8 protein-coding genes and 2 pseudogenes are annotated in these 14,457 nt (G+C 68.9%); 4 read left to right on the plus strand and 6 right to left on the minus strand.

The features are described 5' to 3' along the window. Position 1: 1 nt before the first annotated feature. Together ABID97_RS02000 and ABID97_RS02005 are read right to left on the minus strand one after the other, a co-directional pair. Entirely contained in the window at positions 2–817 is an 816-nt protein-coding gene (locus tag ABID97_RS02000; protein ID WP_354396898.1) for a carbon-nitrogen hydrolase family protein, read from the minus strand. Then, a pseudogene (locus ABID97_RS02005) lies at positions 814–4,997 on the minus strand (YhdP family protein). Before ABID97_RS02005 ends, ABID97_RS02000 begins: the two are co-directional and overlap by 4 nt. Before the next feature lie 25 nt (positions 4,998–5,022). Here ABID97_RS02005 and glnE point away from each other — a divergent pair. Together glnE and ABID97_RS02020 are read left to right on the plus strand one after the other, a co-directional pair. After that, entirely contained in the window at positions 5,023–7,815 is a 2,793-nt protein-coding gene (gene glnE / locus ABID97_RS02015; RefSeq protein WP_354396901.1) for a bifunctional [glutamate--ammonia ligase]-adenylyl-L-tyrosine phosphorylase/[glutamate--ammonia-ligase] adenylyltransferase, read from the plus strand. Then, on the plus strand, positions 7,808–8,842 hold the full coding sequence (locus ABID97_RS02020; protein ID WP_354396902.1) for a septal ring lytic transglycosylase RlpA family protein: 1,035 nt from the start codon (positions 7,808–7,810) through the stop codon (positions 8,840–8,842). Before glnE ends, ABID97_RS02020 begins: the two co-directional genes overlap by 8 nt. Before the next feature lie 23 nt (positions 8,843–8,865). Here ABID97_RS02020 and ABID97_RS02025 read toward each other — a convergent pair whose 3' ends face one another. The 3 genes from ABID97_RS02025 to ABID97_RS02035 form a co-directional block, all read right to left on the minus strand. Next, a complete protein-coding gene (locus ABID97_RS02025; protein ID WP_354396903.1) occupies positions 8,866–9,333 on the minus strand; it encodes a carboxymuconolactone decarboxylase family protein in 468 nt (155 codons plus the stop codon). Between the two features lie 89 nt (positions 9,334–9,422). Continuing rightward, entirely contained in the window at positions 9,423–10,304 is an 882-nt protein-coding gene (locus ABID97_RS02030) for an RNA polymerase sigma-70 factor (protein WP_354396904.1), read from the minus strand. A gap of 78 nt (positions 10,305–10,382) precedes the next feature. Next, positions 10,383–11,240, minus strand: a complete 858-nt coding sequence (locus ABID97_RS02035; protein ID WP_354396905.1) for a ferritin family protein — start codon at positions 11,238–11,240, stop codon at positions 10,383–10,385. 129 nt (positions 11,241–11,369) lie between these two features. On the opposite strand from ABID97_RS02035, the gene ABID97_RS02040 reads away from it, so the two are divergent. Beyond that, positions 11,370–12,005, plus strand: coding sequence for a glutathione peroxidase (locus ABID97_RS02040; protein WP_503012739.1), 636 nt, complete (start codon positions 11,370–11,372; stop codon positions 12,003–12,005). Between the two features lie 281 nt (positions 12,006–12,286). Here the strand turns inward: ABID97_RS02040 and ABID97_RS02045 are convergent, their stop codons facing one another. Then, complete coding sequence (locus ABID97_RS02045) at positions 12,287–12,898, minus strand: glutathione S-transferase N-terminal domain-containing protein (RefSeq protein ID WP_354396907.1); 612 nt, start codon at positions 12,896–12,898, stop codon at positions 12,287–12,289. A 118-nt stretch (positions 12,899–13,016) separates the two neighbouring features. Here ABID97_RS02045 and purB point away from each other — a divergent pair. Then, positions 13,017–14,397: pseudogene (gene purB, locus ABID97_RS02050) on the plus strand (adenylosuccinate lyase). Positions 14,398–14,457: the final 60 nt, after the last annotated feature.

Raw genomic sequence — 14,457 nt, forward strand, 5'->3', positions numbered from 1 at the left:
GCTAGAGCACGCAGTGCGAGAGCACCGGCAGCTGGGCGCGCATGCGCGCGACCTGCCCGGCGTCGATGTCGAACAGCACCACGCCTTCCTCGCTGGCCTGCTGCGCCACCACCGTTCCCCAGGGATCGACGACCATCGACTGGCCCCAGGTGTGGCGGCCGTTCTCGTGCGTGCCGCCCTGCGCGGGCGCCACCACCCAGGCCAGGTTCTCGATGGCCCGGGCGCGCAGCAGCACTTCCCAGTGCGCGGCGCCGGTGGTGCGGGTGAAGGCACTGGGCACCAGCAGCAGGTCGGCGCCCTCTTTGGCGAGCGCGCGGTAGAGCTCCGGAAAGCGCAGGTCGTAGCAAACGCTCATGCCCACGCGCCAGCGGTGGCCATCGCGCGATGGCAGGTCGAACACCACGGGCGCGGCACCCGGTGCGATGACGCGGCGCTCGTCGTAGCGCTCGGTGCCGTTGTCGAAATAGAACAGGTGGATCTTGTCGTAGCGCGCCACGCACCGGCCCTCCGGCGAGAAGCACAGCGAGCTGTTGAACACGTGATCGGCATCCGTGGTCTCGATCGGTAGCGTGCCGCCGACGATCCAGAGCCCGAACTCGCGCGCCGCATCGGCAAGAAAGCCCTGCACGGTGCCGGCCCCGGCGGTTTCGCGCAGGCCCAGCTTGTCGGTGTCGCGCGCGCCCATCATGCAGAAATACTCGGGCAGCACCGCGAGCTCGGCGCCGCCTTCGGCGGCTTGGGCCAGCAGGTTGTGCGCGCGCGCGAGGTTGGCTTCGCGGGCGATGGCGGACACCATCTGGATGGCTGCGACTTTCATTGCGTGGTCTCCGTTTTCTTGCCTTCGCCGCTCGCCGGCGGCGCGGGAAAAATCGAGGCGTTCGGCAGGATGGATCGTGGCACCTTGGCGATCTTGGGGTCGGCCCAGGTGCCTTCGATGTGGAACTCCTGTGTGGCGGCCGCGGCAAGCGGCTTGCTCAGCACCCACTGCGCGAGGAAGGTGCCGAGGCCGATCGCGGGGTTGATGGCGGTGGCCACCAGCGCCGCGGTGCCGGCGTTGATCTCGGGCACCACGACCACGCGCAGGTCCTGCGTCTCGCGCACGATGTCGGCCGAACCGTCCATCAGCGCGGCCGCGTTGACGCCCTTCATCTGCAGGTTGTTGGTGCTCGCGATGCCGTTGGTGATTTTCGCGTCGCCGCGGATGAAGTCGAAGGCGAAGCCCTGGCTGAACACGTCGCGGAAGTCCAGCGTGAGCCGGCGCGGCAGCGCCTGCAGGCTCAGCACGCCGAGCAACTTGGCCAGCCCGGGATCGGCCTTCAGGAATTGGCCCGACTCCACGTTGACCTGGATCTGGCCGCCCAGCGTGGGATAGTCCAGAGAGAACGGCGAACCGCGCCAGTGGACCTCGCCCTCGAGCCGCCCGCTTCCGCGGCGCAGCACGCCGGGCATGCCGAAGCGCGTGAGCAGGTTGCCCGCGTCGGCGATGTCGAGCCTGAAGGTCATGGCGGTGCGCCGGCGCTCGGAGCGGCCCGGCGTGGCGGCGCCGCTCGCGGCCCAGGTGCCCTTGGCCGTGAAGCTTGCCTCGGGCATGCTGAAGCTCAGCTTGTTGAGCAGCCATTCGCGGCCCGCGCCGCCGCGGTTGACGGCATCGATCTCGGCGCGGCCCAGGCGCTTGCCCAGCAGCTCGAAGTCGTCGATGACGATGTCGAGCGCGGGCAGCGTGCCCGGCTCCTCGTCGAGCAGCGCTTCGACCTGCGTGGCCTCGGCGGGCGCGATCTTGAGCCGCGCCAGGCGTGCATAGAGCCGTCCGGCCTGCGTATGGCGGTACTCGGCATAGCCGCTGAGCTCGGTGGCGTCGATGTTGGCGCGCCAGAGCGTGCCCTCGCGCGTGCCGCCGAGCACCACGTTGTGCAGCGTGCGGCCCCCGATGCCGAGCTGCTGCGCGCGCACCGCGAGGCGCGTGGGCACGTAGCCCATGGCCCCGTCCTCGGCACCGCCGGGCGCCTCGGCCGCGCCGGAGGCGGCGCCGGTGCCCGCGTCGCCGACCAGGGCCTGCCAGGCCGGCATGTCGAGCTTGGCGATGTTGACGTTGGCCGTCACGCCGCGGTCCGGCACGCTGGCGGTCTCGCCCGGCGCCAGGCCGATGCCGACGCTTCCGCGCAGCACCCGCGCCTCGGGCCCCGAGATGTCGCGCACATACTGCACCGCGCCGATGCGGCCGAGCTCCATCGACAGCTGGTCCTGCACCGCGACCTGGGCACCCGCGCGGGTCTCGCGCTGCAGCACCTTCTTCTCGATGCGCAGCGGCATCTGCTCGTCGGCCGTCTTCACCAGCGGGGCGGGCAGCTGCAGCGCCAGGCCCTGCAGCGTGCTGGTGACAGAGAACTCCGGTGCTCCGTCGCGCATCGAGAAGGTGGCCGCGTAGGGCGTGCTGCCGCTGGCCTTGGCCGCGATGCGCGTGAGCCAACCGGCTTCGCGCGCACCGCGCAGCCCCTCGGCCGTGGCCGTGCCCTGCGCTTTCAGCGCCACCTCGCGGTTGGCACCGGCAAAGCGGCCGCGGCCCTCGAGCCGGATGTCGCCGCCCAGGAGGCGCGCCTGCACGTTGGCCAGCGAAAAGCCCGTTTCGGTGAAGCTCACCGTGCCCTTCGCCTGGCTGAACGACGGCGCCTCGGGCACGAACTGCAGTTCGTTGTCGGACAGCGCGATGCTGGCCTGGACCTTGGCCTCCTGCATGGCCGCGAGCGGCAGCTCCAGGTGCAGGCGGTAGTCGGCCGCGCCGGTGGCGCGCGCGCGGGACAGCAGCTCGCCGGTTTCACCCGCCAGCGGCGCGCCCACGCGCAGCAGCTCGCCCAGCGGTCCCTTGGCCTGTGCATCCACGCGCAGCAGCGAGGCGTGGTGCGACATGTCGGGAATCTGCGCTTCGGCCTTGGTCACCTCGATGCCGGACGCGCCGGCCAGCCGCCCGCGCGCGTTGCGCACCAGCATGCCCGCGCGCTCGAACACCAGTTCGCCGGAGAGGCCGGTGAGCGCCGGCCACACCGGTGCCGGCGTGCCGGTGCGCGCCGCAGGGGCGCCCGCCTTGGCGGCCGTCGATGCGGCGATGGCCGAAGTGGGGGGCACGTAGGCGTAGGTCACGTCGGCCACCTTGGCCACGATGCGGAAGTCGCCCTTCTTCGGGTCCATGAAAGGCATGTCGTGCAGGTCGCCGCGCACACGGAAGTCGACGCTGCTGGCCGTGCCCTTGGTGACCGCACTGTGCACGTAGTCGCGCGTGTGCTGCGGGATGACGAGCGGCAGGTAGCGGTACACCCGCGTGCCGTCGGCGCGCGTGAGCTTGCCCTGCAGGTCGAGCACGCCGGGGTAGCGCGCGCGCCCGGACGACACGGCGGGATCGCTGGTGCGCCAGCTGGCCTCGGCCTCGCCCTCGGCATCGGTGTTGGCAAAGCGCAGCTTGGACACCTGCAGCTGCGCGTTGTCCTTGTCGAGCTTCCACTGCAGCTGGGCGGCGAGCCGGTCGATCGGAATCACCGGCTCCTCGAACACGCCCGGAAACTCGATCGTGCCCTTGGCCACGCTCAGCGCGGCAGTGCCGCCGGCATGGGTGGCGTCGAAGTCGAGCGTGGCACCGCTCACACCGGGCGATCCGGCATGCGGGTGCTGTGGCGGCGCCGCCGTGGGGGCTTCCGGCGCGGCCGGCTGCGAAGCGACGCGCAGGCCGCTGATCCGCCCCTTGGCCTGGTAGCGCTCGGGCGCGCCCAGCGAGCCTTGCCAGTTCAGGTCGATGCGCTCGACCAGCCCGCGCGGCGCATAGGCGTCGAGCGCGCGGTGCGTGGCGTCGCCCAGCGGCAGGCGGTCGGCGATGAGCGCCAGCGCGGCCAGGTCGAGACGGTCGGCGCGCAGCGCGCCGTGCTCCGGCGTGCGGCCGCTCGCGGGCGAATGCTGCAGCCACAGGTTGCCGCCCGGCCAGCGCATGCCGTCGGCGGTGTCGAACTGCAGCGCGGTGGTCGAGAACTCGAGGTTCTCTTCATTCAGCTGGCCCGCGAGGCGGCCGGTGACCGAACGCAGCACCAGCGGCTGGAGCTCCCGGCCGAGCGAGGCGTCGATGCGGTGCAGGCCGAGGTCCGCCGCGCCGCCCACGAGCTGGCCTTTTTTCACGTCGGCCCAGAGGCGCAGCGCACCGCTGCCTTCGCGGATGCGCGCGTCGATGGACACATAGCGGCCCAGGCGGGTGACGTCCATGTAGGGCAGGTCGGCGTAGATCTGCCCGTCCCAGGTTTGCCACCGGCCGGAGCGCACCGACAAGAGCGGCTGGCGGAACTGGCCGCGCAGGGTGAAGCGCTCGCCCCATCCGGCCGGCGGCGTGGCGTCGAGCCGCAGGCCGTGGCGGCGGCCGCCATTGCGCGCCGCGAAGCGCACGTCGGTCAGCAGCAGCGGCTCGGCCTGGCGCTGCTCGTCGGTCCAGCGCACGGTGCCGCCTTCGACGACCAGTTCGCGCTGCGCAAAAAACCAGTCGGCGGCGCGGGTCTCTCCGGTCGTGTCGTTGGACATGTGCAGGCCCGCCACGTGCAGCTTGCCGAACGCGTCGCGCCGCACGTCGACCTGCGGGCCTTCGATATAGAGCTGCTCGAAGTTCAGGCGCCACAGCGAACGCGGCGAGACGCTCGCCACAACCCGCACGAGCCGCAGGGCTTCTGAAGCCGCAGGGCTTCTCGCTGCTGGGCATCGTGCAGGACCACGTCGCGCAGCTCGAAGACTGGGAACAGGCTATCGGAACGCGCGGTGATCGACCCGATGCGAACGGGTACCCCGATGGCCTTGCTGGCTTGTGCCTCGAGCGCGCCACGGTAGTCGCCGATTCGCGGCACAATCCACGCGTGTAGGACAACCACTGACAGCGCCAGCAGAAGCCATGCAGCGATCAGCAGACCCAACAGCCAGCGCGCCGTCGCAGCGGTGATCTTGAGCAGACGTGAAGGGGAAGACGCCGTGTCGTTCATTGAGGATCGCGCTGTGTCAGGAATTATGACCGCCAGCACTCAGAGGGGTTCCACGGAAACCAATATCAGCGTGAACCAGTTGCCAGCCACGCCACCGATCGCGATCGAAGCCGCGTTTTCTTCCTATTCGCGCTTCGTCCAGCGCCTGCGCCGCAGGTATGCGGGCGAGCTTGCATTGCTTCCTCCTGGCGCGCCGCTGCGCGAGTCGATGATGCAGGCCTACGAGGCGCTGCGTGCACGCGGGGACAACGTCGGCGATGCGCTGCGCATTGTGCGGCAGCTGGTGATGGAGCGGCTCGTCGCGCTCGACTGCGATGCGCAGGCCCCGCTGGCCGTGGTGACCACTGCCGTCACCCAGCTCGCGGAATTCGCGCTCGACATCGCCTGCCGCGACGCATGCCAGGAGCTCGATGCGATCCACGGCGCGCCGCTCGGGCCGGAGGGGCAGCGCGCGCAGCTCTGGGTGGTGGGCATGGGCAAGCTCGGTGCGCGCGAGCTCAACGTGTCCAGCGACATCGACCTGATCTACCTGTACGACCTGGACGGCGAAACCCGCGGCGATGCCGACGGCCGCGGCCGCCTCTCGAACCAGGAATATTTTTCGCGCGCCGTGAAGCGCATCTATGCGCTGGTGGGCGACACCACGGAGCATGGCTTCGTGTTCCGCGTCGACCTGGCGTTGCGGCCCAACGGCAACTCGGGGCCGAGCGTGGTGTCGCTCGACGCCCTCGAAGAATACTTCCAGGTCCAGGGCCGCGAGTGGGAGCGCTTCGCCTGGATGAAGAGCCGTGTGGTGGCGCCGCGCGACATCGTTGCGCAGGGCCTGGCCCAAAGCCTGCGCGGCACGGTGCTGCCTTTCGTGTTCCGCCGCTACCTCGACTACAGCGTGTTCGATTCGCTGCGCACGCTGCACCGGCAGATCCGCGAGCAGTCGGCACGCCGCAGCGCCGGCCGGCCCGAGCGCGCGAACGACGTCAAGCTGTCGCGCGGGGGCATCCGCGAAATCGAATTCACGGTGCAGCTGCTGCAGGTGGTGCGCGGCGGCCAGTTTCCCGAACTGCGCACCCGGCCGACGCTGGACGCCTTGCAGCGCGTGGCGCGGGCCGGGCTCATGCCGCAGGAAACTGCCGATGCGCTGGCCTCCGCCTACGAGTTCCTGCGCAAGGTCGAGCACCGCATCCAGTACCTGGACGACCAGCAGACGCACGTGCTGCCGGTGGCCGACGACGACCTGCGCTGGATCGCGCAGACCATGGGCTACCCCGGCTGCTGCCCCTTTCTCGCGCAACTCGACACGCACCGCGAACTGGTCGCACAGGAATTCGACAAGCTGCTCGGCGGCGAGAAGCCGTGCAGCGGCAAATGCAGCGGCAAGAAGGCCGCCGCGCCTGCCGACCTGGCCGACCTGCTCGACGAGCTGCCGCCTGCGTTTGCCGAGCGCATCCGCAACTGGTGCGAGCACCCCCGCGTGATGGCGCTGCGCGAAGAAACGCGGGCACGGCTGCGCCAGCTGGTGCAGCGCACCGGCCAGTGGCTCAAGGAGCCCGATGGCGACGGACCCGGACAGACGCCGCGCCACGTGGATGCGGCCCTGCGATGGGCCGACTGGATCGAGCCGCTGCTGCGGCGCGAGAGCTACCTGGCGCTGCTGGTCGAACGGCCCGCCGTGCAGGAGCGGCTGCTGCGGCTCCTGGGCGCGGCCAAGTGGCCGGCGCGCTACCTGATGCAGCACCCGGGCGTGATCGACGAGCTCGCGAGCGACGAAATGCTGTCGGGCCGGTTCGTGGCGGCGGAGTTCGAGCGCGAGCTCGAGGCGCGCCACGCCTCGCTGAGCCGCACCGGCGAAGCCGACGAGGAGCGCCTGCTCAACCTGCTGCGCCACGCCCACCATGCCGAGGTGTTCCGCACGCTGGCGCGCGACGTGGACGGGCGCATCACCGTGGAGCAGGTGGCCGACGACCTGAGCGCGCTGGCCGACACCACGCTGCGCGTGACGGCCCGCTGGTGCTGGCCGCACGTGCGCAACATCCACCGCGAAGTGCCGCAGTTCGCGGTCATCGGCTACGGCAAGCTGGGCGGCAAGGAGCTGGGCTACGGCAGCGACCTGGACATCGTGTTCGTCTACGACGACGACGACGAGCGCGCGGGCGAGGTCTATGCGGCCTATGTGCGCAAGCTGATCAACTGGCTCACCGTGAAGACGCGCGAGGGCGACCTGTTCGAGATCGACACGGCGCTGCGGCCGAACGGCAATTCGGGCCTGCTGACGACCACCTTCGAGGCCTACGAGCGCTACCAGCTCGGCCGCGGCAGCAACACCGCATGGACCTGGGAACACCAGGCCATGACGCGCGCCCGCTTCGTGCTCGGCAGCGCCGAGCTCGGCGCCCGCTTCGATCGCGTGCGCGAGGCCGTGATCGTGGCACCGCGCGACCGCCACTCGCTCAAGGCCGAGATCATCGCCATGCGCGACAAGGTGCGCGGCGCGCGGCCGGTGAAAGCCGGGCACTTCGACGTCAAGCACAGTCCTGGCGGCATGGTGGACGCCGAGTTCGCGGTGCAGTTCCTGGTGCTGTCCGAGTCGGCCGGCCATCCGGAGCTGATTCCGAACGTCGGCAACATCGCGCTTCTGGTGCGCGCCGAAGAAGCCGGACTGCTGCCTGCCGCCGTGGGCCGCAATGCCGCCGCGGCGTACCGCGAGCTGCGCCGCGTGCAGCACCGCGCGCGCCTCAACGAAGAGCCGACGCAGGTCGCACCGCCCGCCTTGTCGCGGGAACGCGAAGCCATGCTGGCGCTGTGGAAGGCGGTATTTGGCTGACGGAGCCCGCACCCGCGCCGCTTCGGCATGGGCCGCCTGCGCGCTGGCGGCGGCCGTTCTTCTGGCCGGCTGCGCGAGCGGTCCGCGCGGCAGCGGCGCCAGCGGCGGCCGGGACGGCGCCGGCAGCAACATTCCAGCGGACCTGGACCGCGTGCCCGATGCCGAGCCCCGCGTCGAGCCGATCCGCAACGGCGGCGGCACCAGCAAGCCCTACACGGTGCTGGGTCGGGCCTACCAGCCGATCACCGACGACCGGCCGTTCCGCGAGTCGGGCATCGCGTCCTGGTACGGCCGCAAGTTCCACAGCGCCTCGACCGCGAGCGGCGAGCCCTACGACATGTACGCCATGACGGCTGCGCACAAGACCTTGCCGCTGCCCAGCTACGTGCGGGTGCGCAACCCGGCCAACGGGCGCGAGGTGATCGTGCGGGTGAACGACCGCGGGCCGTTCGTCGATGGCCGCGTCATCGACCTGAGCTACACGGCGGCGCTCAAGCTCGACCTGCTGCGCGGCGTGGCGCCGGTGGAGATCGAGCGCATCACGAACGAGGACATCCGCACCGGCGCCTGGCGCCGGGACTCGGGCACCGCGTATGCTTCGACGATGCCGGTGGCGCCGCAGACGGCCATGGCACCGGCGGCACCGCCGACAACGCCAACGGCTCAGCCGGCGCCGGACGCGCCATCGCCGCGGCCGGCGATCGAGGTCGCCGAACTGCCGCCGATGGCGCCCGCCAATCCCCCGGCATCCGCGGCGCGCTCGACGGCATCGCCTTCTTTCGCCGCTGCAACTGCGGGCTTCTGGGTACAGCTGGGCGCCTTCCGCGAGCGCGACGGCGCCGAGAACCTCATGAGCGAGGCCGCGCGCGGCCTGCCCACGCTGGCGCCGCAGCTGCGCGTTTTCAGCGAAGCCGGCACGCACCGCCTGCAGGCCGGCCCCTTTCCATCACGCTCGGCGGCCGGAGAAGCCGTCGCGCAACTGCGCGAGAGCCTGCGCATCGCACCGATGGTGGTGGAGCGCCGCTGAAGCGCGGCATCGGCCGCGCGCTCTCAGGGCATCGGCTTGGCCAGCACCTGCGAACGCATGCCGACACCCATGCGGTTCCACGCGTTGATCTGTGCAATGGCGATGGAGAGCTCGACGATCTCGAGTTCGCTGAAATGGGCCTTGAGCGCCTCGAACTCCGCGTCGCGTTCTTCATGGCGGTCGGCCAGGCGCGTCAGCGTTTCGGCCCATCCGAGCGCCGCGCGTTCGCGCTCGCTGAACAGGCTCACTTCGCGCCAGGTCGGCAGGCTGTTGATGCGCTGCCAGTCTTCGCCCTGCTGGCGCAGGTCGCGCACGTGCATGTCCAGGCAGTAGGCGCAGCCGTTGATCTGCGAGACGCGGGCAAAGACGAGGTCGATCAGCACCTTGCCGAGCGTGCTCGACTCGATGGCGCCGTTGACGGCGATCATGGCCTGGAAGGCCTTGGGGGCGGTCTTGTACCAGTTGAGACGGGGCGCGAAGGTGTTGCTCATGGCGTGTACTCCAGGTGGTTGCGATTGAAAATCTGCTTGCTACCTGTTGAAGACGGGCCAGCCCTCGGCCCTGTGACACGCCCGGCGAACTATCTCGAAGAAAAATGCCGTGCGATGCGCGCCAGCTTGTCCGGGTTGCGCTGCACGCGGATGCGCACGATGCGCTCGCCCTCGATCTCGAAGGTCTGCGCCGATTCGAGCTCGCCGTCCACGAAGCGCAGCAGGCCGGGCTCGCCATTGATCTCGGCCAGCTCCATGCGCACCGCCGCGCCCATGCGCCGCCAGAGGGAGAAATAGAGCTGCGCCAAGCGCTGGCTGCCGCGCAGCACCTTGCTGAAGGTCTGCACCTTGCCGCCCCCGTCGCCGATGAGCTCGGCCTCCTCGGCCATCAGCGCCTTCAGGTCCTGCAGGCTGCCGCGCGCAGCCGCGTCGGCAAAGGCGCGCAGCAGGCGCTGGTGGGTTTCGCGGGGCACAGGGTAGCGCGGACGCGCTTCCTGGAGCTGCGCCTTGGCGCGGTGCACCAGCTGGCGGCACGCGGCCTCGCTCTTGCCGAGCGTGAGCGCCACTTCGTCGTAGTCGGCGTCGAACACCTCGCGCATCAGGAACGCGGCCCGTGCCTCGGGCGCCAGCCGCTCGAGCACGGCCAGGAACGCCACGGAGATGTTGTCGGCGCGCTCCAGCGATTCTTCCGGCGTGTCGGGCGGCTCGGTCAGCGTCGGTTCGGGCATCCAGGCGCCGATGTAGTGCTCGCGCTGGACCTTGGCGGCGCGCAGCCGGTCGATCGAGAGGCGGGTGACGACGGTGACCAGCCAGGCTTCGGCGCTGCCCAGGCTGGCCTTGTCGGCCTCGTGCCAGCGCAGCCACGCGTCCTGCACCACTTCTTCGGCCTCCGCGACGGAGCCGAGCATGCGGTAGGCGATGCCCTGGAGGCGTCGGCGGTGGCTGTCGAAAGCGAGTGTGGCGTCGTCCATGTCCGGTAGACGGCCAGCCATGTGCCCTTGTGACACGCTGCCCGCCCTCCGGCCGGAATTATGAGCGAGCGCCCGCCGTCATGCGCCCTGGTATTCGGGCTTCGGGCCCAGGGTGGCGGCCAGTTCCTTGCGGTAGCGGTTGAGCTCCTGCACGGTCTTGAAGCTGCGGTCCATCAAGAGGCTCAGGTTGTGCAGGATTCGCTCGCCGACCTTGCTTTCCCAGACGGCGTCGAACTTGATCTGCTTGTCGAGCCAGTGCTCGAGCCAGTCCGGGTCGGGCATGCGGCTCTGGATGGTGTCGTTCGGGAACAGCGCCTTGTTGACGTGCAGGTTGGTCGGGTGCAGCGCCTGGGCGGTGCGGCGCGCGCTGGCCATCAGCACGCCGACCTTGGTGAACGCGGCCCGGGCCTCGTCGCCGAACTTTTCCATCGCGCGCTTCATGTAGCGCAGGTAGGCGCCGCCGTGGCGGGCCTCGTCCTGGCTCAACGTGGTGTAGATGTGCTTGATGACCGGCTCGGTGTGCCACTGGGCGGCGCGGCGGTACCAGTGGTTGAGGCGGATCTCGCCGCAGAAGTGCAGCATGAGGGTTTCCAGCGGGGGCGCCGGATCGAAGTCGAAGCGCACCTCGTGCAGCTCCTGCTCGGTGGGCGCATGCTGGGGGCTGAAGCGCTTGAGGTATTCCATCAGCACCAGCGAGTGCTTCTGCTCCTCGAAGAACCAGATCGACATGAAGGCCGAAAAGTCGCTATCGTGGCGGTTGTCGCGCAGGAACATCTCGGTGGCCGGCAACGCCGCCCACTCGGTGATGGCGTTCATCTTGATGGTTTGCGCCTGTTCTTCGGACAGCAGCGAAGCATCGAACGACTGCCAGGGAATGTCCTTGTCCATGTCCCAGCGGACAGATTCGAGTTGTCTGAAGAGTTCCGGATAAAGCATCAAAATCTTTCTAAGGCCGCTGATTTTAGTCGGCCAGTCAGGCGTGCAGGTGACAGTCGCGCGATGATGTGCATACGCGCTGCCTGCCGGCACGGATTCACACCCTATTTTTTGCCTCAGGAGAGCCCCATGCGAACCCCCACCCGACCGCTGGCGCCTAGGCGCTGCGCTCCGGCCGCCGCACTGGCAGCATGCCTCTTTTCCCTCGGGACGGCCAGTGCCCAGTCCCCCTCGTCCGAGCCGGCCGCGACCATGCCAGCCAGCCCCGCGGACGGCGTTGCCACCGCCTGCCCCGCGACCCTGCAGCACACCTTTCCGCGGCTGCAGGACGAAAAACCCCAATCTTTGTGCCAGTACTCCGGAAAAGTGGTGCTGGTCGTCAATACCGCGAGCTTCTGCGGCTTTACCCCGCAATACAAGGGCCTGGAGGCGCTGGACGGCAAATACCGCTCCCGCGGTCTCGTCGTGCTGGGCTTCCCCTCGAACGATTTCTCCCAGGAATCGGGTTCCAACAAGGAAATTGCCGATTTCTGCGAAAGCACCTTCGGCGTGAAATTCCCGATGTTCGCGAAATCATCGGTGCGCGGCACCAATGCCAACCCGCTCTTCAAGCAGTTGGCGCTGGCCTCCGGCACCACGCCGAAATGGAACTTCTACAAATACCTCATCGGCCGGGACGGCAAGGTGGTCCAGGCCTGGTCGAGCATGACGGCGCCCGACGAAGCGGCGTTCCTCAAGGTGGTCGAGAGCCAACTGGCCAACTGAGCGGACGGACGCGAACGAGTCGTCACAAACGTTTACCACCGGGCAGGGAACCGCGCTGGCACACTGTGCTCATATCGAGTGCGGGCAGCAAATGCCCTCCGGTTTCATGTTGCGAGGTCTTCTGGGCGTCCAGTCTGGTTGCAATCCCGAGGCGATTCTTCTCCTCCTCCCTCCCTCCCTCCTTCGCGTCGGGGCGCCTCGCAGCATTTTTGTATTTCCCTCAGGGGCGGGCGGCCAAGCAGGCGCCCTGGAACGAAAAAAGGCGCCTCGGGCGCCTTTTTTCATGGTTGCGTGTCGATGAAGCTGGGCCGGAGCAGCATCTTGTCGTACAGCTTTGCAAGATTCGAGTGCTGGCCGCGCCAATCGATCTCGGGAAAGCGCAGCCCGATCCAGCCCAGTGCGCAGCCCACGGCAATGTCCGACAGGCTCAGGTGAATGCCGCTGCAAAAGGGCTTGTCCGCGAGCCCCTTGGCCATGGCCGCGATGCCGCCCTCGACCTTGGCGCGCTGCCGCCCGATCCAAGCCGCGCTGCGCTCGCCGTCGCCGCGTCCGGACCAGGTGGCTTCCAGGCGCCAGAGCACGCCGGCGTCCATGACGCCGTCGGCCAGCGCCTCCCAGGTCTTGACCTCGGCGCGTTCGCGGCCCTGCTGCGGAATGAGCTTGCCCACCGGCGACAGGGTGTCCAGGTATTCGACGATGACGCGCGAATCGAACATCGCGTCGCCACCTTCCATGATCAGGCAGGGCACCTTGCCCAGCGGGTTCGAGTGAGCGATGGTGGTGTCGGCAGCCCAGACATCTTCGATCACGAACTGGTAGTCGAGCCGTTTTTCGGCCAGCACCACGCGCACCTTGCGCACATAAGGGCTGGCGGCCGATCCGATCAGTTTCATGAAAGCTCTCTCCCTTGGCTTTGATAACGTTTGTTCACCTTCATTTTAGGGGAACACCAAAAGGGCAGGTTCGATCGGCCCGGAACTCGCCCCGGCGCGGCCCGCCTAAAATTCGGGCATGAGCTTTTCCACCGTCTCCGCCCTCTCCCCACTTGACGGCCGCTATGCGGCCAAACTCGCGGCACTGCGCCCGCTGATGAGCGAACAGGGCTACATGCACCGGCGCGTGCAGGTCGAAGTGGCCTGGTTCATTGCGCTGTCGGACTGCGGCTTTGCCGAATTCAAGCCGCTCACGGGGCGGCGCCCGCAAGTACCTGCTGGGCCTGGTTTCCCACTTCTCGGAGGCCGACGCGCTGGCCATCAAGGAAATCGAGAAGACCACCAACCACGACGTGAAGGCCGTCGAATACTGGATCAAGTCCAAGTTCGAAGCCCGGCCCGAGCTGTTGGCCGCGGCCGAGTTCGTGCACTTCGCCTGCACCAGCGAAGACATCAACAACACCAGCCACGCGCTGCAGATCCAGGCCGCGCGCGAGAAGGTGCTGCTGCCCGCCATCGACGGCCTGATTGCCAAGCTGCGCGAAATGTCGCACCAGTTCGCAGGCGTCTCGATGCTGTCGCGCACCCACGGCCAGACCGCCAGCCCGACCACGGTGGGCAAGGAAATCGCCAACGTGGCGGTGCGGCTGGCCAAGGCCCGCGCGCAGATTGCGTCGGTGCAGCTGCTCGGCAAGATGAACGGCGCCGTGGGCAACTACAACGCCCACCTCGCAGCCTGGCCCGATTTCGACTGGGAAGCGTTCAGCCGCAAGGTCATCGAAACCCCCGCGCCGCTCGGCCTGGGCCTCACCTTCCAGCCCTACAGCATCCAGATCGAGCCGCACGACTACATGGCCGAGCTGTTCGACGCCGTGGCGCGCACCAACACCATCCTGGTCGACTTCTCGCGCGACATCTGGGGCTATGTGAGCCTGGGCTACTTCAAGCAGCGGCTCAAGAAGGGCGAGATCGGCTCCTCGACGATGCCGCACAAGGTGAACCCGATCGATTTCGAGAACGCCGAGGGCAACCTGGGTCTGGCCAATGCGGTGCTGCGCCACCTGAGCGAAAAGCTGCCGATCAGCCGCTGGCAGCGCGACCTGACCGACAGCACCGTGCTGCGCAACATCGGCGTGGCTTTCGGCTATGCCACGCTGGCCTACGCGAGCCTGGCCACGGGCCTGGGCAAGCTCGAGCTCAACGAGGAAGCGCTGGCGGAAGACCTCGACAGCTCCTGGGAAGTGCTGGCCGAACCGATCCAGACCGTGATGCGCCGCTTCGGGGTGCAGGGCGCCTACGAGCAGCTCAAGGAAGTGACGCGCGGCAAGACCGTGACCGCCGAGGCGCTGCACGGACTGATCCGCTCGCTCGACATTCCCGACGCGGAAAAGGAGCGCCTGCTGGCCATGACGCCCGCGAGCTACACCGGCAAGGCCGCGGAGCTCGCCAGTAGAATCTGAGCCTTCCCGTCCCGACGCCCCCGCCGCCCCTTGAGGCGGCTTGCGGCGTCGTTCCACGGC

It is taken from the genome of Variovorax sp. OAS795 (assembly GCF_040546685.1).
In the GTDB taxonomy this organism is placed as follows: domain Bacteria; phylum Pseudomonadota; class Gammaproteobacteria; order Burkholderiales; family Burkholderiaceae_C; genus Variovorax.

Excerpts from the sequence above, each read along its gene's own strand:
- ABID97_RS02030 (WP_354396904.1), bottom strand. The coding sequence starts at position 10,304 with ATGGACGACGCCACACTCGCTTTCGACAGCCACCGCCGACGCCTCCAG.
- glnE (WP_354396901.1), top strand. The coding sequence starts at position 5,023 with ATGACCGCCAGCACTCAGAGGGGTTCCACGGAAACCAATATCAGCGTG.
- ABID97_RS02045 (WP_354396907.1), bottom strand. The coding sequence starts at position 12,898 with ATGAAACTGATCGGATCGGCCGCCAGCCCTTATGTGCGCAAGGTGCGC.
- ABID97_RS02025 (WP_354396903.1), bottom strand. The coding sequence starts at position 9,333 with ATGAGCAACACCTTCGCGCCCCGTCTCAACTGGTACAAGACCGCCCCC.
- ABID97_RS02000 (WP_354396898.1), bottom strand. The coding sequence starts at position 817 with ATGAAAGTCGCAGCCATCCAGATGGTGTCCGCCATCGCCCGCGAAGCC.
- ABID97_RS02040 (WP_503012739.1), top strand. The coding sequence starts at position 11,370 with ATGCGAACCCCCACCCGACCGCTGGCGCCTAGGCGCTGCGCTCCGGCC.
- ABID97_RS02035 (WP_354396905.1), bottom strand. The coding sequence starts at position 11,240 with ATGCTTTATCCGGAACTCTTCAGACAACTCGAATCTGTCCGCTGGGAC.